Here is a 20,751-nt window from a genome sequence, read left to right as displayed (position 1 = left end):
TGACGATTTAAGATTGATGATTAATGGCGGATGCTGGAAGATGAGAGGCTGTGATCGGATGCTGGATGCTGGATACTGGGTTGGTGAATGCAGGCTGTTCTCCTTTCTAACTTTTGACTTTTGACTTTTGACTTTTTGCACCTTGACAACTGACCATTGTTTTTATTGACCATTGACTATTGACTATTCACCACATGAACAACAGAGTAAACTTTTCGTGGCTCATAAAAATGGCGTGGCGCGATAGCAGGCGCAACTTTAGCCGGTTGTTGTTGTTCATCTCCTCAATTATACTGGGCATAGCAGCACTGGTTGCTATTTATTCGCTCGGGGATAATGTGCGCCGCGATGTAGATCAACAGGCTGCTACGCTTATTGGCGCCGACCTGCAGGTATCTACCAATAAACCTGTAGAACCCGCAATGCAGCAGTTACTCGATTCCATTGGACAGGAGCGATCTGAAGAGCAATATTTTGCTTCCATGGTGATGTTTACCAAGAACCAGGGAACAAGGCTGGTACAGGTGCGGGCACTGCAGGGGCCATTTCCCTATTATGGTCAACTGGAAACGGTGCCGCAGAATGCAGGTAAAGCATTTAAGAACAAGCAAGCTGCGCTGGTTGATAATACGCTCATGCTGCAATACGATGCTCAACCCGGCGATAGCATCAAAGTAGGTGCTGTTACTTTTGAGATAGCAGGTACACTCATGAAAGCACCCGGCCAGACAGGATTATCCAGCTCCATAGCGCCTGTTGTTTATATACCGCTGCAATACCTCGAACAGACAGGGCTGTCGCAAAAGGGCAGCCGCATTAACTACCGGTTTTATTACAAGCTGGATAAGACGGTGAACGTACAGCAACTGGTGCAGCAGTTAGAGCCAAAGCTGGATAAGGAAGGTTATAATGTAGAAACCATAGAAACACAAAAAGAAAGCAGCGGAAGGTCATTCAACGACCTGAACAATTTTCTATCGCTGGTTGGTTTTATCGCGCTGCTGTTAGGATGTGTGGGCGTAGCAAGTTCTATTCATATTTACATCAAAGAAAAGATAAGCACCATTGCCATCCTCCGCTGCCTGGGCACTCAGTCAAAGCAAGCTTTCCTCATTTACCTGATACAGATCGTTGCCATTGGATGTATAGGCGCAGTGCTAGGCGCCGCATTAGGAACCCTGATCCTGCAGTTCCTTCCCCTGGTGCTAAAAGATCTTGTTGCTGTAACCATCACCACTGCTATATCGTGGCGAGCTATTGGCCAGGGAATACTCCTCGGCATTTTCATCAGCCTGTTGTTTGCCTTGTTGCCATTGATATCGCTGCGCAAAATATCACCGCTCAATACACTGCGGGTTTCTGTTGATGAGAACACCGCTACTAAAGACAAAGCAAAATGGCTGGTTTACCTGCTCATACTGCTGTTTGTACTGGTGTTTACTTACCTGCAATTGGGCAACTGGACCAGGAGCATCTTCTTTACCATTGGTGTAGTAGTTGCTTTTCTTTTTCTTGTACTGGTAGCCATGCTTATGATGTGGCTCGTACGCAAATTCTTCCCTTCATCGTGGAGCTACCTGTGGCGGCAAGGCCTGGCCAATTTGTACAGGCCCAACAACCAGTCAGTAATACTCATCGTTTCAATAGGATTGGGTACTGCTTTCATTTGCATCCTGCTTTCGGTACAAGGCATACTGCTGAACAGGATTACTTTATCAGCAAGCGGCAACCAGCCTAACATGGTGCTGTTCGACATACAGTCGCAGCAACAGCAACAGGTACTGTCACTTGCTCAGCAACATAAGCTGCCTGTACTGCAGCAAGTGCCGATTGTGAACATGCGGCTGCAGCAGATCAATAGCCGAACATCAGCAAACTATCAAGATGATAGTCTTTCCCCACGCAATATTTTTGCAAGAGAATACCGTGTTACCTACCGCGACTCATTAACCGCATCTGAAACGGTTAATAAAGGAAAATGGACAGGTACAACAGGAAACAGTGCCAACATTCAAATTTCTGTGGAGGAAGGTTGGGCTAAAAGAAACAACATAGCCATTGGTGATACCATGGTGTTCAACGTGCAAGGCGCTATGATAGCTACCACTGTTGGAAGCCTGCGCGAAGTGGACTGGAACAGGATACAAACCAACTTCCTGGTTGTTTTCCCAACAGGCGTACTGGAAGAAGCGCCACAGTTTCATGTGCTGCTTACACGTGTAGAAAATGAACAATCATCTGCACGGTTTCAACAGGCAGTGGTAAGGCAGTTTCCAAATGTATCTATCATTGATCTTGGGCTGGTGCTGAAAACGCTGGATGATATTCTTAGCAAGATCGGCTTCGTCATAAAATTCATGGCTGGCTTTAGTATTATCACTGGCTTGATCGTGTTGATTGCTTCGGTGCTTATCAGCAGATACCAGCGTGTGAAGGAAAGCGTGTTGCTGCGCACATTGGGTGCCAGCCGAAAACAGATCATAGTCATCACTGCACTGGAATATTTTTTCTTAGGTGCATTGGCTGCAGCCACAGGCATTTTACTATCGCTGGTGGGCAGTTGGGCTTTGGCAAAATACCTGTTCAAAACAAGCTTTGTAGTAGAGCCGCTTCCGTTGGTAATAGTGCTGTTTGCCATTAGCATACTTACTGTAATTATTGGCTTAATGAACAGCCGCAGCATCTTAAATAAACCACCTTTAGAAGTGCTGAGGAAAGAAACCTAAGATCTTCACGTAACAAAAACTTCACAGCTTCAACACGGGGTTTGGTTGTTTTAACCGACCTTTTGTGCTCCTGTTGACAACCTACAAAATAGCAAGGAACAGGCTATCACAAGCGCATGCATAATTACCTTTTGTTCATCGATACAGAAACATCAGGGCTTCCAAAAAATTGGGATGAACCATTTAGCAACAATGCTAACTGGCCTTATGTCGTGCAGGTAAGCTGGATGGTGTACAAAAAAGATGGTGCATTTGTAAAAGAAGAAAACCATTTTGTTGGTAACGATGATTTCGAGATCACTGATGAAGCTACCAGGATACACGGCATCAACAAGGATTACCTCCAGCAAAACGGTATAGACAGAAAAGAGATCTTTGATCTCCTGGCAAAAGATGTAGCACAATATCAACCGCTGGTTGTGGGTCATTATATAGAGCTGGATATGCAGGTGATCGGCGCCGACTGCTATCGCCTGGGGATTGAGCATCCATTGGTAAACCAGCTGTGTTTCTGCACCATGCTGGTGACCAGCAAATCTTCCATTAACCCGTACCCGCGCTGCCTTAACCTGCCTGCGTTGTACAATAAGTTATTCAAGAAACAGCTACCTAATCATCACAATGCATTGGATGATGCAAGAGCTACGGCAGAGTGCTTCTTCGAACTCATGGCCAGGCAATGTATCACTGAAGCATCCATAGAGCAGGCGGCAAAGCATATAACAGAACCTAAGAAGAGCACCGGTAATTTCGGTTGCGCACTCTTACCCATAACCATCTTGTTCGTCTTGATAATTCTTGCTTTAGCATGACAGATATTATCGAATTTTTGAAAACTGTACAGCCATTTGATCTGCTGCCTGCAGAGGTGCTTGCGCATGTTGCTACTAAGATTGAAACCAAGCATTACCAGCGGGAGGCAATCCTTTACAAACACGAGGTAACAACCATGAAGGGCCTTGATATAATTGTACAAGGCAGCTATGAAAGTTTTTTCTACGACAGCATGCACAACAAGCGTTGCTCTGAAGAACACTTGCCGCGTACCACGTATGGTGGCATTTCGTTTTTGCTCAATGGAAAGAAATCAATCAAAACAGTTGTGGCAAAAAGAGGAACCGTTACCTGGTTTCTGAACGCCAAAGATTTTCAAAGCATCTGCAATACCTACGACAACTTCTTCCTGTTTTTTACGCGTGACTTTAGCAACCGGATGCAGCAGGCTGAGTTCGCACATTTCTTCAAGCGGCCACTGGTGTACGAGCAAAACTTCTTGGGCTCCGACCAGTTGTATTCGAAGAAGATCGAGCAGAAGGAATATCGTGAAATACTCAGCTGCCATCGAAGCACACCCATCTACAAGGCTTCGGCAATGATGGCGGAGGCTAAGATCAGCTGCATATTTGTTAAGGATGATAACAAACAGATAGTTGGCTATGCTACCGACATTACCTTCCGCGATAATGTGGTAAGCAAAAGAAGAAATGCTGAAGAACCAGTAGATACCATCATGGATAATCCTATTGTATCTATTTCGCGGGATGCTTTTGTATTTGAAGGAATATTGAAGATGTTCAGCAATAAAGCTCGTTACATACTGGTAGAAGATAATGGGCAGTACATAGGCTGTATCAGTAGAAATAAATTGCTGAGTGAACAGGCGGAGTCGCCGATGATGTTTATACAATCAGTAAAGCTGGCGCTTACACTGGATGAGCTAAAGAAGAAGTGGGAGCAGGTGCCAAAAATCGTAACGCAGCTACTGGCTCGTGGCGTAAATGCAGAGATCGTGAACCAGGTGATCACCACCATTTCTGACACTATAGGCGTGAAGGTAATAGAAGGCGTGATAGAAGAACTGGGTGCACCGCCTGCAAAATTTGTTTTCATGGTGCTGGGTAGCGAGGGGCGTAAAGAACAGACGCTAAAAACAGACCAGGACAATGCCATCATTTACGAAGACAAGGCCAACGAACACCGCGAAGAGGTAAGGGAATATTTCCTGCGCTTTGCCACCCTGGTATCGGACCGGCTAAATGAAATTGGCTTTGTGTATTGCACAGGCGACTTCATGGCAAAGAACCCTAGATGGACGCACTCTCTTTCTCATTGGAAAAGGACTTACCAGGACTGGATGCTGCAAGCCATTCCAGAAACAGCTATCAACTTCTCCACGTTCTTTGACTGCCGTATGTTATATGGAGAGGCAGCTATACTGGATGAGCTGCGTGCTTTTCTTGACGTGGAGTTACAAAAGCCAATGGGTAAGCTGTTTTATTTCATGGCAAAAAATGCACTGCAGTACGAGCCGCCACTTACCTTCTTCAAAAACATCCGCACGTTTACCAAAGGGAAGATGGAAGTGTTTAACCTAAAAAAAGCCATGACACCCATTGTAGATCTTGTGCGTGTGTATGCCCTGAAGAACCGGGTGTTTGAAGTAAATACAGGTGAGCGCCTAAAGGCCTTACGAAGCAAAGGAGTGTTCACTGATACAGAGTTTCTTGAACTGCTGCAATCGTACTACTACCTGATGAGCCTGCGACTGAAAAAGCAGGCAAGGCAGATATTGTATGATCTAACACAACCTGACAACTATATGAACATTGGCGACCTGACGAAGATCGAGATCAGCACAATCAGGGAGATCTTTAAGACAATTGACAACTTCCAGACAAAGATCAAGATCGACTTTACAAACGAGCTGTATTAAGACTTTGCTGTAAGAAGGGAAGGAGCTTTTTCATCTAACGCTTAACACCTAACAACCTCACGCCTCACGCCTATCATCTAACGCCTACCGCTTCCCAAAATACCGCTTTGCATATTCTATAAATGTTGGCCAATTAGGGCCTGGTGTATGTCCACCTTCATGCTGACGGAAAGATATCTCGCCATCCATCAGACCTTTCCCTACAGGCGGAAATTCAGCGGTGCCCAAGTCTTTTTTGCCTAGTAGTTTATAAACAGGACCTGCATGTACAGCAGCCATAAACATACCTCTTGCATCTACCCATCCTTCGCCTACGCTGCCTACACTAATAAATACAGGACGTGGCGCACAAAGAGCTATCAGCTGATGTGCATCTACCGGCAGGTCGTCCCATGTAAGCGGGCCGGCATACTTGATAAAGTTGCCAGCCATCCAATGGTATTCTGCAGCGCTGGCTACATTCTCTACCAGCTCACCTGCATTGCGGCGGTGCAGCTTGGCACCACCTTCACCTGAAGAACTGATAAAGCCAACAGCAATACGCGGATCATAAGCCATGGCCACCAGTGCAGCCTTGCCATAGCGCGAATGTCCTTCGATGCCTATACGTGTTACATCAACTGCTTTATCTGTTTCAAAATAATCTATAGCCCTGCTTGCACCCCATGCCCATGCACGCAATGCTCCCCAGTCATCGGGCTTGCGTGGCTGACCTTTGTTCATCAATCCAATGATGCCTTGCGACAAACCTGCACCATGATCTGCCTGTATAGAAACAGGAACGAGGACTGCATAACCCCAACCCTGCGCCAGTACCTGCTGCTGCCATGCTGGTTCACGCCTGGTGCTGTCCTGGCCGGGGAAGCGGAAGCCGGGTGGAAATACAAAACCCAACTCCATCATTACCGGCACTGGTCCAGTGGCATTGGCCGGTGTGGTAAGCGTAAGATCTATATTAACCGATACCTGCGGATAAGCAGCGTTGTCTACCCGTCCCACCAGCTCTTTGGTAACCACAGCAAAACCTTCTTTTACTTCATTGGTAGTGCTTACTACCTCCCAATTTACCGGTGGTGTAGCAGGCATACGGCCATAGATCTCCCTGCTAAAATCTTCTACTATCTCCAGGCGACGTTTCTGCCACCACTGCTTTGCTGTCTTCACACGCTTGCCATTTTTTGTCAGCAACGGATCTGGCAGATTGGGATAAGGATTAGCCTTTGCTTCATCAAAATTTGCTGCATTGGGCGCATTAGGATTCCAACCGTCTGCACCTTGCCGCAATGAGGTAATCCCGAGCTGCCGCATCATGTGCGCATGATCTTGCTCTGAAAGTTTGCGTATGCTGTCCCTGGCTTGCTGCGAAAACTGTGCTTGTGCTATAGTAGCTGCAAAGCAGAGTAGTGGAAGAAGAATGCGACAACGCTTCATTGGGGTGATTGATGATAATTAAGAAGATGAAAAATGGAGCCCAGAGCTGCTATGGAAAGATGCGGTACAAGTGAGTGACACAACAACAGCTGATTTGCTTACTGCTGCTGGTCACCAACTAGTACAAAGAGATTTAGGAACGTGCTATCATCAAACTGCCTTCTACTGTTTTTTTACTTGCCTTAGTAGCTGCGTTTGGCTGGCTGCCGCCAACGTTGATGAAGATCTTGCCGGGAAATTGTTTGGTACGTCCTGCATAATCGATCACTGAAAGTTGCTCTGGTGTAAGCGTGAAGGAAACAACCTTTGACTCACCTGCTTTCAAAGAAATACGTTTGAAGCCTTTCAATGCGCGAATGGGTGTACGTGTATTTTCATTGGTATGCGAAACATAAAGCTGCACCACCTCGTCGCCATCGCGGCTGCCGGTATTGGTGACACGCACACTCACCGTTGCATTCTTGCCTTGCGCAACGGTAGCAGGCACTTTCAGTTGATCGTACCTGAAGGTGGTATAACTAAGGCCATGGCCAAAGCCATAAAGCGGCTCGCCCCTGAAGTAGCGGTAGGTGCGGTTGTCCATGGAGTAATCATTGAAATCAGACAGCTGGTGGTCGTTCTTATAAAACGTGACCGGCAGGCGGCCCGAAGGATTGTAGTCGCCAAAAAGGACATCTGCTATGGCCGTACCTGCTGACTGGCCACCATACCATGCATTCACAATAGCAGGAATATTTTCTGCTTCCCATGGCGTGGCAATGGCGCTTCCTGTCATCATCACAAAAACCACTGGCTTGCCTGTAGCATGTAGTGCTTTCATCAGGTTGGTTTGTACCGCTGGCAAAAGTATAGAGGTGCGGTCGCCGCCGTTGAAGCCAGGGAAATCAACCTTCATCTCCTCTCCTTCCAGTTGCGGTGAAATGCCACCAACATACACGATGGCGTCTGCAGTTTGTAAACGATTAGCCAGTGCAGCAAAATCAGGTTTTTGATAACGTCCCGCACGCAGCGCAACAGAAGCCTTGCCTTCGCCTTGCTGGTACTCTACCACCAGGCGGTAAGTTTTGTTAGCTTCCGTATTTAATTGGTAAGTGCGTGCACCCCAACGGTTCCTTGTCCACGCGTTAATCTCTTCTTTGCCATTCACAAAAAAGCGATAACCATCGTCTGCCTCTAATTCAAAAGTGATATCGCCGGTTGTTGTTGCTGTGAAGTCGGTGGTATAACGGGCAGAAAAATTATATGCTTTCAAAGTACCCGTCACTATCTCGCCTTCCTGCCAGAAGTTGTCTAGTTTGCTTTCCATACGCACCAATACCGGCTCGCCCTTCAGTTCAGGATTGTTGAAATATTCTGCCCTGAACCCTTGCTTGCCTTCAAACCTGTACTGGTTGCTTACATCAGCATATTGAAGCAGTGTATCGTTGGTGAAATTGACCGCTTTCTCATACACCACTTCTACATCTTTACCTAGCTTGTTCTTGATGCCTTGCAATGCCGTAATGATCTCTGAAGGCATACCGTTGTAGTTTCCTAACACTGCAATGCTGTTATCTGCATTAGGACCTAAAACTGCTATCTTTTTTATCTTCTTACTTAGTGGCAGCGTGTTGTTCTCATTCTTCAATAGCACGATGGACTGCTGCGCCATTTTTAATGCATGTGCTTTGTGTGGTGCACTTTCTAAAACAGAAGCAGGTGTTTGCGCATACTTCACCATCTGTACGGGATCGAACATGCCAAGGCGGAAACGGATCATGAACAAACGCTTCACAGAAACATCAATCTGTTGCTCCGTTATTAAACCTCTTTGTACTGCAGATACCAACGATTTATAAGCATCAGTTCCGCAGTCTATGTCGGTACCATGCAACACTGCATCAGCAGAAGCGGTAGCCGCATCAGGATGTGTTTTATGGTTCTTGAAGAAATCATCTATTGCCCAGCAGTCGGAGGTAACATAACCGTTGAACTTCCACTGGTTGCGCAGGATGTTGGTCATCAATATATCGCTGCCGCAGCACGGCTGACCAAAGAAGGCATTGTAAGCGCACATGACACCTGCAACATTTGCATTTACCACCAGCTCTTTGAAGGCAGGCAGGTATGTATCCCACAGGTCGTAGTTAGTTGCTGTTGCATTAAAAACATGTCGTGCTGGTTCGGGCCCGCTGTGTACCGCATAATGCTTGGCACAAGCAGCAGCTTTCAAGTATTTTGGATCGTTGCCCTGCAGCCCATGCACAAAAGCTTTTCCCAACATAGCTGTCAGGAAAGGATCTTCGCCATAGGTTTCCTGGCCGCGGCCCCAGCGTGGATCACGGAATATGTTGATGTTGGGTGTCCAGTAGGTAAGGCCTACATAACGTTGCCCAGATTTACCTTCTGCTATCGCCCGGTTATATATAGCTCTTCCCTCCAATGCTGAATAGTCAGCCATTGTCTTAAGTGAATTTGTATCCCAGGTAGCCGCCATTGCTATGGCCTGCGGGTAAACGGTAACCTTGTATGGCGTACGTGCTACACCATGCAGTACTTCATTCCACCAATCGTACGCAGGTATGCCTAAGCGTGGGATGGCTGGTGCAGCGTTCAGCATCTGCGCTACTTTTTCCTCCAGCGTAAGATGACTAACAAGGTCATTCACCCTTTGCTCAAACGAAAGCTGTGTGTTTTGAAAAGCATATTTGTTTTGTGCATGCAGCACACCAGTAGACGCTATAGCTGCCATTAGCAACAAGCGTTTGAAGAATATATTCATATGGCGTAATTGGTGTTTTAAAAACAAAGTCAAAAGCATCATTGCCCTTTTACATTCATCAGTAAAGTATAAGCACTCTTAGAAGCAGTAATAAAAAGTTGGTTGTTGTTCACCCCACCAAAGCAAACATTGGCGGTCCAATTCTCCGGGACAGTAATGGTTTGAAGATGCTCGCCTTGTGCGTTATAGATCATCACGCCCTTGCCTGTCAGGTATACATTGCCTCTTTCATCCAGGGTCATTCCATCAGAGCCTTGAGCAGCCAACAACTTCTTATTGCTAAGGCTACCATTCTTCTCTATGGTGTACGTATAAGTTTTGTTATCGCCAATGTCGGCTATGTACAAACGTTTACCATCAGCTGTACCTATGATGCCATTTGGCTTTACCAGGTCGGTGGCCACTGTTGTGAGTTTGCCGCCGCGCAACAAGTATACATGCTGCGGCCTTGCCGGCTCAGTCCTTGTCCAATAGTCGCGCTTGTAATACGGGTCGGTAAAATAGATGTCGCCATTGCTGGCATTCTCCCAAACATCGTTTGGGCCATTTAGCTTCTCTCCACTTACATCTTTCACCAGCACCTGTACACTCTTGTCCATGCTAATGCGCCATAGTTCATTGTTGCCATCGGCACATGCTAATAATTGGCCTTTGGTATTGAAGTATAAACCATTCGACCTGCCTGCATTTTCCATGAAAATAGAAAGCTGACCATCGGTGTTGTATTTCCAGATGCGGTTGTTGGGCTGGTCGGTAAAGAAGACATTGCCTGCTGCATCTTTTGCAGGTCCTTCTGTGAACTTAAACTGGTCAGATACTAACTGTAGCGTAGCACCATCAGCAACTAAAGATGTAGTAGCAGCTTTAGGTGTTGGTTTGTTTGCGCCGCATGCCATGGAGAAAGAAAGTATATAGAGCAAGAGCATATTTTTCATAAGCAGTTTTTGAAATTTTACTCATTACCACATAAAACATTGTGATCATAGAATTGAAAGATAGAAGATGTGATGTTCTCGTTACACCCTTTTCACTTGATCAAAAGTCTATGTTTCCTACTGTTCCTATGAACCTATGTGTTCAAAATAAACAACAGGTCATACGATCAGGAAATACTCCTGCTGATCCCTAATTCAAGTCCTCTTAGTTCTGCCAGTCCGCGAAGCCTGCCAATGGCAGAATAACCGGGGTATGTTTTCTTCTCCAGGTCGTCCAGCATCTGGTGCCCGTGATCGGGGCGCATAGGAAGAGATACACCTCTTCGCCTCATCGTTTGTACCAATGCTTTCACTACAGCATACATGTCCACATCACCTGTAAGATGATCGGCTTCGTAAAAATTTCCATCTGCATCGCGCTTAGTAGCACGCAGGTGGATGAAATGAATATGATCACCCAGTCGTTCAATAATTCCAACCAGGTCATTATCGGGACGTACACCATACGAGCCGGTGCAATAGCACAATCCATTAGCCGGTGATGGTGCCGCTTCTATCAGCTCCCTTGCATCCTGCTCTGTACTTACAATACGTGGAAGTCCAAGAATAGGATAAGGCGGATCGTCAGGATGGATGGCCATTTTTAAACCCACCTCTTCTGCTACTGGCACTACTTGCTGTAAAAAATAAAACAGGTGTTGCTTTAGTTTTTGGGCATCGATGCCTTCGTATGTTCTGAGAGCGGTTAAAATTTGTTCTACCGTAAAACGTTCTTCACTTCCAGGCAAACCCAATAATGCATTGGTGTAAAGAATCTCTTTCTCCTGCTCGCTCATGGTATTGTAGCGAGCCTTAGCTGCTGCTTTTTCTGCATCTGTATAATCAGCTTCAGCACCGGGTCGCTGAAGCAGGAAAAGATCAAAAGCAATGAAGGCTGCTTTTTCAAAATACAATGCTTTGCTGCCATCGGGCATCACGTAGTTGATATCTGTACGCATCCAATCGAGGATAGGCATAAAGTTGTACGTTACCACTTTCAGCCCGCAGCCTGCTACATTGCGCAGGCTGGTCTTGTAGTTCTCAAGATGCTGCGCAAAATTGCCTGAATGTTTTTTAATGTCTTCACTTACAGGAAGGCTTTCAATTACCGTCCATGTTAGTCCTGCTTCTTCTATAACAGCCTTTCGTTTGTTGATCTCATCTACTGTCCATACATCACCTACAGGTATATGGTGCAATGCTGTTACCACACCTGTACAACCTGCTTGTTTTATGTCCATTAAACTTACGGGGTCATTAGGTCCGAACCACCGCATGGTCTGTTCCATTTGCATATGCTTTTATTTATCTAAAAGTAATCTTACTCGCCGGTTCTGAAAGGTGACGCAGGTAAACCTTCTTTATTATAAAAGTTTACATCAGCAGGATTATCTGCCCATGCATACCTCACATATTTTGGATCGTTTATTTCTTCATTCCAAACAACAACTGTATCATTTTGTATTTCGGCGTTTGCCCACACGAATTTCTTGTCTGCTCCTGCAATGGCGAACCATCTTAATGGCTCACCATCTTTTGATATTAAACCAGAACCTATATGGTCGAATGATAATACCAGCTTGTTGCCATTGCGGGTAAAGCTTTTGAAGATAGGACCTGAAGGAATCACCTGTTCTCCATAAGCTACCTTCAATGCACTCTGTGCCATTCGTACGCCTACATCTTTTTTATTGTCGGGATGTATATCGTTCCATTCACCGAGTTCTATGGTTACGGCCATGCCTGTGTTAGGTACTGATAAAGCTTTTAGCTGGCTCTCACGCATTACTGCCAGGTCGCTTTCTGATGGCAGGTACTGCACCTCCTGGAAGTTGGGCAACTGTGCATAGATGAATGGCAGTGAAGGCTGCTTCCATTTTGTTCTCCAGTCATCAATTAGGTTGGGTAACAGCTTAGCATAATCAGCTGCATTCCTGATGTTGCTTTCACCCTGGTACCAAAGCACGCCTTTGATGTTGTAATTGGTAAGCGGAGCCACCATTGCATTGTATAGCGCGGTAGGCTGATTCTGTAAATTGATAGGTTCTACTACATTTTTAGCAGGCGTGAAAACTTCGCCAACTTTGTACTGCCAGGTTCCCTTCAAGTCTATCGTATCTGTACCTGCAGAAAAATGATAAGGTTTATCGGGAACAAAACCTCCTTTACCACCATAGTTCACTACACGAACAACTACCAGGTTTTTTCCTGCTTTCAATAAACCTGCAGGAATGGCGTACCGGCGCTGCGGGTATTGATAACCTGTGCTACCTACCTGCGTGCCATTTACATACACCACATCAGCATCCACTATTCTTCCCAGCGTAAGCTTAGCAGCTTTACCTGCCATTGTTCCGGGTACTTCTATCTCCTTGCGATACCAAACCACTCCATCAAGGTTCTTAGTGCCCTGGTCTTCCCAGTAGCCGGGAATGTTTATGTTGCTCCATCCTTTAGGTAAATAATTTGGATCATACCATTTCGTAGCTGCTTTCATTCCCAGGTCTTTTGAACCAAGACCTTTAGGTTGGGTTGCTGCTGCATTCCTGTTATAGCTATTGATATAAGCTGTGTCCCTATTTTTATGAACCGTATTTAATACAGCGGGAAATTCTTTGAAGCCCTCTTCGCTTGTCCATGCTTCTATTGGCGTACCACCTACACTCGCATTGATAAGACCAATTGGGATCTTGTATTTATCATAGATAGTTGTTGCAAAAAAATATGCTACGGCCGAGAACTGCCTAACATCTGTAGGATTAGCTGTTTTCCAGCTGCCTCCTGTTAGGTTGTCTTCGGGTGCTTGCAGATTGGTTTTATTAGGTACTATAAAGTGGCGGATCTGGTCATTGTTGGCATTTGCTATGTCGCTAGCATAAGTCTCTTTGTGTAGCTCCATCTGGTGCACCATGTTCGATTGGCCTGAGCAAAACCATACATCGCCAAACAGGATGTTTGAAAGCCTGATCTTATTTTTTCCTGCTATTTCCATTTCATAAGGACCACCTGCTTTTACTGGTCCTACCATTACTTTCCATTTACCGGCATGGTCGGTCGTGGTTCTATATTTTTTAGATGCAATGGTTACAGTTACTTTTTCACCAGCACTGGCCCAGCCCCAAACATTTACTTTGGTATCACGCTGCAGTATCATGCTATCTCTTATGATCTGCGGCAAACGCACCTGCCCATGCGCAACACAACTGATTGTAAGAAGGAAAAAAGCCAAAATGATTCTAACCATTGGTCTGTTTCGATAAAGCTAACTACTTGTGGTTTCTGTTGTAAAGAAGAAGCGGCAGCATACAAAGGTATGCCGCCTGCTTTCTAACGACTGCTTGCTTGCATCTTAAGTTCCATTGTCAGTAGTACATGCATGAGGTGCGGTTGATGCCTGCAATAGCATCAACCACTTTATTATTTTATTGTCCTCTTAATCCTTTCAAGAATCCTGCATAGGCTGGCTTTTTAGAAAAATCAGCATTGTACAGCAGCGGGAAATCTTCACCATTTCTATACAACCAACTTGTGTTGTCGGTGATACCCCAAACGGTGATGCCGTATTGCTGTGCTTTAGGTATATGCTTCATGTAAGAGTTTACAATATACCTGTACATCTCTGCCTGGTAAGAAGCATCGAGTGGTGTGAAAACATAACCAAGCTTAGGACCAGTGTTAGCCTTCACGTCCAGCTCAGAGATGCGGATCAGCAAACCAGTTGCTGCCAGCTTACGCATCATGTCGTCTATGCGTCCGCGGTTTGAGTTCCAGTTTACGTGCATCTGTGTACCTATACCATCTACTTTAGCACCTCTTGCTCTTATTTCGGCTACATAAGCTATCAGGGAGTCAAGTTTTGCCGGGCTTTGCTCCAGGTTGTAATCATTGATAAACAACAATGCATTTGGATCAGCTGACCTTGCATAATTGAAGGCTTTCAAGCCAAAGTCTCTGCCAAGGTAATTAGACCATACCAGGATATCTGCAGGCGTAGTATTGGTGTTGGTATTGTTGCGGATAGCACCATTGTCAGCAAACATCTCATTCACCACATCCCATGCTTTTACTCTACCCTTAAAATGCGTTACCATACCTGTAATAAAGTTATTTAAAGCCTCATCCAGCTTGGCTGCTACCTGTCCACCTGAAGGTGCCTGTACTACTTCTTTCACACTCACATCATCTATGTAGTAGGTGTTAGCTACCTGGCCCATATCAAATAGGAAAGTGGTAGACGCAATGTTAGCAGTGAATGTAAATGTGATCATTTGCCAGTTGGTTCCAATGGTTTGGTCGCCCTGGTACTGCGCGTTGGTAGGACCCGTAGAAAGACGGATAGAACCTCCTGCTGATGCAGCTTTTACCCAATAGGTAACGCTGTACTGGCGTCCTACTACTGTAGGAAAGTTGGAGCTGGATACCTGCACACGCCACTGCCCGCCCGGCCATGCAGTTGGGTTAACCACTTTCATTGAACCGTTGCCGGTGCGTACTTCAGTTGGACCGCTACCTGCAGAAATTGTAGCGCCGTTGGTATTGAACACCGACCAGCCTGTAAGCCCGTTTTCAAAGCCGCCATTGTTGATCAATTCTGTAGCTGCTGCTACCGTAATGCCTGCATATGATTTCAAGTAGCTGGCATTTTGCTGCGAGTGCCATGCAAGTGTATGACCAAAGATCTCCAGTCCTTGTGCAGCATTGATAATTGCATCAGCCCTTGTAAAGCTAAGGCTACCATTTGCCTGAACTATGGAGCTATGCTTCATGTCGTTCTCAATGGTGATACCGCTAAAATCTCTTTTTACTATAGAGTTATACAGCGGGTTGTTCACCATCTGGTTGAAGGGGACAGCAGCTCCTACTGTGAATGAAGCTGCACTTTTTAGTGGAGCGGAAGTGTCTTTAAAATCTCCCTGGTTTAATATTCCTACATCCTGCATCTTACTGCAAGAGCTCATAGCGGCTGCAACTACCAGCGCAGGAATGATGTGTTTGAAATTATTTTTCATCGATGATTATTTTATTGAAGCGGCGCTTCCTGGATTATCAGTTGATTAGTAACCGGGATTTTGATATTGTTGAGGATTAGGCACGGTCAGGTTTTCAAGGTGCGACCTTGGAATAGGCCTGTACACGTGGAAAGGCTTGATGTTAGGTGCGCCATCAGGATTGTAAGCAATCACTCTTTCAAGCAATTTACCCCTGCGTGCAAGATCTGGCCAGCGGATGCTTTCACCACACAATTCTCTTGTGCGCTCGTCCAGTATAAAATCAAGATTTACCTGTCCGGCAGAAATGGTCAGTGCATTTCTACGGGCTGTCAATTCAGCCGTAGTTAATCCTGGTCTGAAAGCTGCACGATGTCTCAGCACGTTCAGCAGTGTTGCTGCTTCAGCGGTACCGCCACCAGCGCCTTGCATGGCAGCCTCTGCAGCCAGCAAATAAGCTTCTGAAAATTTAGCCGCAACGAAAGGTCTTCCGCCCGGATCGTTCGGGTTCTGTTTCTTGCTGTCCTCGTATTTACTAAGCGCCGGGTAAATATTGTTGGCAAACGTTCCACCTATCAGGTAAAATTCACGTGGAGCAATCACACGATAACTTTTAGGAATGGCATTCATAGAGTCTGCCTGTGCATTTGTTTTAGCCAGTATGAAAGCCGTGTCGCCTACTGCAAAAGGTCCTACTGCAGTAGTAGCCAGCCATACTGTACGGAAGCTTCCATCGTAGCGGCTGTCATTTGTTTTATCAGCAAAGGCTACATTGTACAACCATGCAGTAGGAGCAAAACGCCTGATAGGTCGGCCATACTGTGATGTACGTGTACTTGCAGGTGCAGAAGGAGATGAAGGCAAAGGAGAACGTATGGTAGTGTAATCAGGATTGAAATCGTTGGAAGCATCTACACCTTTACCACCGCCAATGCCCTGGTTTAGCGTAGCCTCGTTGCTATTGTTGTCGCCTGGTAATCTTTCTACAGAAAACAGGATCTCCCTGTTGTAGTCGTTGTTTTCGCGGTGAACATCAGCAAAGTTTTGCAGTAGTTCAATGCCGTACAGCGACTGGTTGTTAATCAACTGCATAGCAGCTGCATAAGACCTGCTGAAATCTGTTGCTTCTTTTGCTTCTGAATAAGCTTTGTACATGTATGCACGAGACAGCATCAGGAAAGCTGCTGACTTAGAAAGCCTGAAAGCATTGTTCGGCCTTTGGTTCGGCAGGTTCTCCGTAGCAAAAGTGAAGTCATTAATGATCGTCTGGTAGTTCTTCACCAGCAATTCATTAATAGGTGCACGGTTGAAGCCCTGGAATGCGCGCTGGTTGAATTTCAACTCGCCGCTGCCCAGGTCTAATGGTACAGCACCAAATTGGGTAACCAAGTTCATGTAATAAAGACCACGATGAAAACGTGCCTCTGCCACCAGAACATTTTTAGTGGCTGCATCCAGTGGTACATCAGGTGCAAATTCTACTACTGCATTTGCCAGGTTGATGTTGTTGAAACTACGGTTCCACGGTGTAAGGATGGCGCCGTTACCTGGATCTATGGTATAATTACAGATGGTTAACAGGTCGCCGGCAGCTCCCGTCCTGGTTTGGTCGGCAGCGGTAAATTCGTCGGTACCAGCTTGCGTAACAGCCACTGCACCCTCAGGGCCATACATGAATCGCTGGCCTGAATACAGTGCATGCACCGCACTTTGAAACCCGGAAATGGTTTTGAAATATTCAGGCGTGAAGACCGTATACGGCTTCTCCTCCAGTTTTTTATTACATCCGGTATTCAGCAGCAGCAAGCCAATCATGCCTATTGCTACTAACGGGAATTTCTTGAATGAATTCATTGTGTTGAGTATTGTGAATTAGAAATTGATATTGGCACCAATGATGAATGTTCTTCTTTGTGGAGTAGCTGCATTGATAGTAATGACACCGTTATTGCCACCCCTGATATTACCTGGTGTCACCACACCTGCATTACCTGTATTGGTACCTTCTGGGTCTATACCGGTTAACCTTCTATATGGTGAGAAAAGAATAGCCACATTATCAACTGTAGCATACAGCCTGATCGACTGTGCATTCATGCGGCGCAATTGGTTATTGCTAAATGTATAACCAAGGTTGATGCTCCTGATCTTCAGGAACGATGCATTGTAATAGCCAAGCGTTGTCCATGCTGTAGATTGAGGGCTGATAGCAGCCTGTGGCATCGGGAACCAATTTGATGGATTGGTTGGTGTCCAGTAGTCTACTTTTATTCCGCTTCTTACACCATTCATGATGGTTAGGTACGATGCCAGCGGCTGGTGTATCTGGCTGATCAGCATGCCACCAAAACGGCCATAGGTTACCACACTCAAGTCCCAGTTTTTGTAAGAAAAACGGTTGGTGAAACCACCCTGGATTTTAGCATCACTGTTACCAATGATGTGGCGGTCGTTGTCATCTATCTTACCGTCAGGCTGGCCTGTCTGTTTGCCAGTAGCATCTACACCATTTACATCAGCAAGCTTCAATTGGCCAGGTACAGCACCATATTTTGCTGCTTCAGCCGCTTCCGACATTTGCCAGATACCTAATTTCTTGAAGTCGTAAATAGAGGTCATAGAATATCCAACGTGCAGCTGGCTACCAACATTTCTTTCGATATTATCAGTAAGCTTCAGCAGCTTGTTCCTGTTGAAGAAAAGGTTTAGATCACTGCTCCAGTTGAAGCCTTTTGCTGAGCGGATATTGTCGGTGGTAAGAGTGAATTCCATACCCCTGTTCTGCATTTCTCCTACGTTGGTAGTATATGCACCAGCTACACCCGATGTTACAGGCAGGTTCACACCGTAAAGGATGCGGTCAGTCTTAGAGTCGTAAAACTCCAATGAACCTGTGATCCTGTTCTTCAATAATCCGAAGTCTAGACCTACATTCAGTGTTTTTGTAAACTCCCATGACAGGTTCGGGTTTGGAAGTGTAACCACGTTATATCCTGTTACTACTGTAGGACCAAAGTTGTAGCGGATAATACCAGCAGTATTACCTACGCCGTTCTGGTTCGATACCAATCCTAATGCATTATATGGGCTAATAGCCTGGTTAGACGTTTGACCATAACCAACACGCAATTTCAGGTTGCTGATATAGTCAGCTCTGTCCATAAAGCTTTCTCGGTCTATGTTCCAACCCGCAGATATCGCAGGATAGTAGTGCCATTTGTTTCCCGGCGCCAGGCGCGATGAACCATCGGCCCTGCCTGTTAGAGTGAGCAGGAAGCGATCATCAAAAGCATAGTTAATCCTTGCCATGTAAGAAAGCAAAGATGATCTTGCCTCGCCGCCGCCCAATACCGCAGCAGGCGCAGGATCAGACAATCCTAATGCATACCACTGTATGAAGTTTTCAGTGATGTTCTCTTTTGTGATAGTTGTATTGTAATTCTGCGATTCCTGTACACTATACAGTCCCACTACATTAAACCTGTGTTTCTTTATAGTTTTATCATAGGTCAGCAAGTTCTCGATCGTGTAGCCCCACTCTTCACCGTTGCCTACAAAAGCAATATTACCCTGGCGTGGACGGAAGTAACTTGGTGTAATGCCTAGTGGATCATCTGATGCCCTGAACTGTGCCTGCTGTTGCTGTGCATAGCTAAGACCAACATTCAGGCGATATTTTAAGCCGGTAGTAATCTGGTATTCACCATACAAGCTGTTGAAGGAGCGCAAACGACGCACCCTGTCAGACCAGCTGTTATTGTTGTTCTTTAGAAAGATTGGGTTGTATTGTGTAAGCCTGTCGTCGTTGTTACCTGTAGGTGAAAGGATTGGTTTACCCAGGCTATCGTACACCGGCATAAGCGGGCTAAGCGAAAGCAGCGGGAACATTGGATTCACAAATTGTGATCCATTGGTAATACCAAGTGTATTGATTGTGTTCAAACCTACTTTCAGGTTTCTGCCTATACGGGTATCTATTGTACCTCTTAAAGAATAACGGGTAAAATCCTGTCCCGGAAGAACCGAAGTTTCTTTATAGTAGCCGCCACCTAAAGAGAAAGTATTTCCATTGCTACCGCCGGAAATGTTCAGGTTATGATCCGTCTTGTGCGACTTTTGGTACATCACATCCTGCCAGTCGGTGCTGATACCTTTCCTGATCGACTCAAGTTCTTCAGGCTGATAGCCTTGGGCAAACGTAGATATGTTGCGCATTGCCTGGTATTCCTGCGCATTGAAAACAGGATACTTATTAGCAACTGTTCCCAAGCCATAGAAGCCGTTGTAGGAAACACGTGTTTCACCTGTGCGGCCACGCTTGGTGGTAATAAGGATAACGCCATTTGCACCCCTGGAACCATAGATAGCAGTAGCAGACGCATCTTTCAGGATATCAACCGCTGTGATGTCGCCCGGGTTAATATCATTCAGGCTTCCATCATAAGGAATTCCATCCAATACAATAAGCGGATCGTTGGAACCACTGATAGAGCGTATACCACGAATGCGGATCTGCGCTCCAGCGCCCGGGTTAGTACCTACTGATTGCACCTCTAAACCGGCAGCACGGCCCTGCAAAGCTCCCTGTATGTTAGCAACAGGTACTTCGCGCAAAGCGGTTTCATTTACCGATACCACTGCACCGGTCACATCACGTTTTCTTTGGGTACCATATCCAACCACCACTACCTGCTCCAGCTGTCGTTGAGCATACACAAGGGAAATAGTCATAGGAGTACCCGGCGTAGCGCGTACTGTTTTAGCCGCATACCCAATAGCCGAAGCAATAAGAGAGCTGTTGGGAGGAACAGAGAGGGAGAATACGCCGGCCTCGTTGGTGCTGGTACCTTGGGTAGAACCAACAACTGAAACTGACGCTCCCGGGATCACCTGCCCGCTGTCGTTGGTTACCCTACCAGTTACTGTCACATTTTGTGCAGTAGCCTTGAAGGATAAACTACTTAAGAGAATGCAGCAAGTTGCAATCATCAGCTTTAGCAGGCTTCGTGTAGCCATACATTTCATAATAGGGCGTTTTAGTTTTTATTGAATAGAACAGAATGAAAGGAAAGAGGAATTACAGCGAAAGATGAAGGGAACATAATGTCCTTCTTGATAAGAATTAGAGGAAGCATGACAATCGTTTTTGGAAACTGTA

11 protein-coding genes are annotated in these 20,751 nt (G+C 45.8%); 3 read left to right on the top strand and 8 right to left on the bottom strand.

What is annotated here, in order from left to right:
• The first annotated feature begins 194 nt into the window (after positions 1-194).
• The 3 genes from J4N22_RS11885 to J4N22_RS11875 all read left to right on the top strand — a co-directional run bounded on the left by J4N22_RS11885 (position 195) and on the right by J4N22_RS11875 (position 5,439).
• Positions 195-2,726, top strand: coding sequence for an ABC transporter permease (locus J4N22_RS11885; RefSeq protein WP_207494816.1), 2,532 nt, complete (start codon positions 195-197; stop codon positions 2,724-2,726).
• Positions 2,727-2,842: 116 nt separating this feature from the next.
• Positions 2,843-3,538: a 3'-5' exonuclease gene (locus J4N22_RS11880; protein ID WP_207494814.1), complete on the top strand. Its 696-nt coding sequence runs from the start codon at positions 2,843-2,845 to the stop codon at positions 3,536-3,538.
• Positions 3,535-5,439, top strand: a complete 1,905-nt coding sequence (locus tag J4N22_RS11875; RefSeq protein WP_207494812.1) for a DUF294 nucleotidyltransferase-like domain-containing protein — start codon at positions 3,535-3,537, stop codon at positions 5,437-5,439. Before J4N22_RS11880 ends, J4N22_RS11875 begins: the two co-directional genes overlap by 4 nt.
• Positions 5,440-5,523: 84 nt before the next feature.
• Here J4N22_RS11875 and J4N22_RS11870 read toward each other — a convergent pair whose 3' ends face one another.
• The 8 genes from J4N22_RS11870 to J4N22_RS11835 all read right to left on the bottom strand — a co-directional run bounded on the left by J4N22_RS11870 (position 5,524) and on the right by J4N22_RS11835 (position 20,618).
• Positions 5,524-6,870: an alpha/beta hydrolase family protein gene (locus J4N22_RS11870; protein ID WP_207494803.1), complete on the bottom strand. Its 1,347-nt coding sequence runs from the start codon at positions 6,868-6,870 to the stop codon at positions 5,524-5,526.
• A gap of 133 nt (positions 6,871-7,003) precedes the next feature.
• Complete coding sequence (locus J4N22_RS11865) at positions 7,004-9,631, bottom strand: glycoside hydrolase family 3 C-terminal domain-containing protein (protein WP_207494801.1); 2,628 nt, start codon at positions 9,629-9,631, stop codon at positions 7,004-7,006.
• Between the two features lie 38 nt (positions 9,632-9,669).
• Positions 9,670-10,566 carry an SMP-30/gluconolactonase/LRE family protein gene (locus tag J4N22_RS11860; protein WP_207494799.1) on the bottom strand — a complete coding sequence of 299 codons (897 nt, stop codon included), beginning with the start codon at positions 10,564-10,566 and terminating at the stop codon, positions 9,670-9,672.
• Between the two features lie 167 nt (positions 10,567-10,733).
• On the bottom strand, positions 10,734-11,900 hold the full coding sequence (uxuA, locus tag J4N22_RS11855; protein WP_342450932.1) for a mannonate dehydratase: 1,167 nt from the start codon (positions 11,898-11,900) through the stop codon (positions 10,734-10,736).
• Between the two features lie 26 nt (positions 11,901-11,926).
• Positions 11,927-13,849 (bottom strand): sialate O-acetylesterase, encoded by a 1,923-nt coding sequence (locus J4N22_RS11850; RefSeq protein WP_207494798.1) that lies wholly within the window; start codon positions 13,847-13,849, stop codon positions 11,927-11,929.
• Between the two features lie 178 nt (positions 13,850-14,027).
• Entirely contained in the window at positions 14,028-15,614 is a 1,587-nt protein-coding gene (locus J4N22_RS11845) for an endo-1,4-beta-xylanase (RefSeq protein WP_207494797.1), read from the bottom strand.
• Positions 15,615-15,659: 45 nt separating this feature from the next.
• On the bottom strand, positions 15,660-17,447 hold the full coding sequence (locus J4N22_RS11840) for a RagB/SusD family nutrient uptake outer membrane protein (protein ID WP_207494796.1): 1,788 nt from the start codon (positions 17,445-17,447) through the stop codon (positions 15,660-15,662).
• Between the two features lie 18 nt (positions 17,448-17,465).
• On the bottom strand, positions 17,466-20,618 hold the full coding sequence (locus J4N22_RS11835) for a SusC/RagA family TonB-linked outer membrane protein (protein WP_207494795.1): 3,153 nt from the start codon (positions 20,616-20,618) through the stop codon (positions 17,466-17,468).
• Positions 20,619-20,751: the final 133 nt, after the last annotated feature.

Source organism: Aridibaculum aurantiacum, assembly GCF_017355875.1.
In the GTDB taxonomy this organism is placed as follows: Bacteria; Bacteroidota; Bacteroidia; order Chitinophagales; family Chitinophagaceae; genus Segetibacter; species Segetibacter aurantiacus.
Note: the sequence above shows the minus strand (reverse complement) of the source record. Positions and strands in the feature narration are given on the sequence as shown.

Excerpts from the sequence above, each read along its gene's own strand:
- J4N22_RS11885 (WP_207494816.1), top strand. The coding sequence starts at position 195 with ATGAACAACAGAGTAAACTTTTCGTGGCTCATAAAAATGGCGTGGCGC.
- J4N22_RS11880 (WP_207494814.1), top strand. The coding sequence starts at position 2,843 with ATGCATAATTACCTTTTGTTCATCGATACAGAAACATCAGGGCTTCCA.
- J4N22_RS11875 (WP_207494812.1), top strand. The coding sequence starts at position 3,535 with ATGACAGATATTATCGAATTTTTGAAAACTGTACAGCCATTTGATCTG.
- J4N22_RS11870 (WP_207494803.1), bottom strand. The coding sequence starts at position 6,870 with ATGAAGCGTTGTCGCATTCTTCTTCCACTACTCTGCTTTGCAGCTACT.
- J4N22_RS11865 (WP_207494801.1), bottom strand. The coding sequence starts at position 9,631 with ATGAATATATTCTTCAAACGCTTGTTGCTAATGGCAGCTATAGCGTCT.
- J4N22_RS11860 (WP_207494799.1), bottom strand. The coding sequence starts at position 10,566 with ATGAAAAATATGCTCTTGCTCTATATACTTTCTTTCTCCATGGCATGC.
- uxuA (WP_342450932.1), bottom strand. The coding sequence starts at position 11,900 with ATGCAAATGGAACAGACCATGCGGTGGTTCGGACCTAATGACCCCGTA.
- J4N22_RS11850 (WP_207494798.1), bottom strand. The coding sequence starts at position 13,849 with ATGGTTAGAATCATTTTGGCTTTTTTCCTTCTTACAATCAGTTGTGTT.
- J4N22_RS11845 (WP_207494797.1), bottom strand. The coding sequence starts at position 15,614 with ATGAAAAATAATTTCAAACACATCATTCCTGCGCTGGTAGTTGCAGCC.
- J4N22_RS11840 (WP_207494796.1), bottom strand. The coding sequence starts at position 17,447 with ATGAATTCATTCAAGAAATTCCCGTTAGTAGCAATAGGCATGATTGGC.
- J4N22_RS11835 (WP_207494795.1), bottom strand. The coding sequence starts at position 20,618 with ATGAAATGTATGGCTACACGAAGCCTGCTAAAGCTGATGATTGCAACT.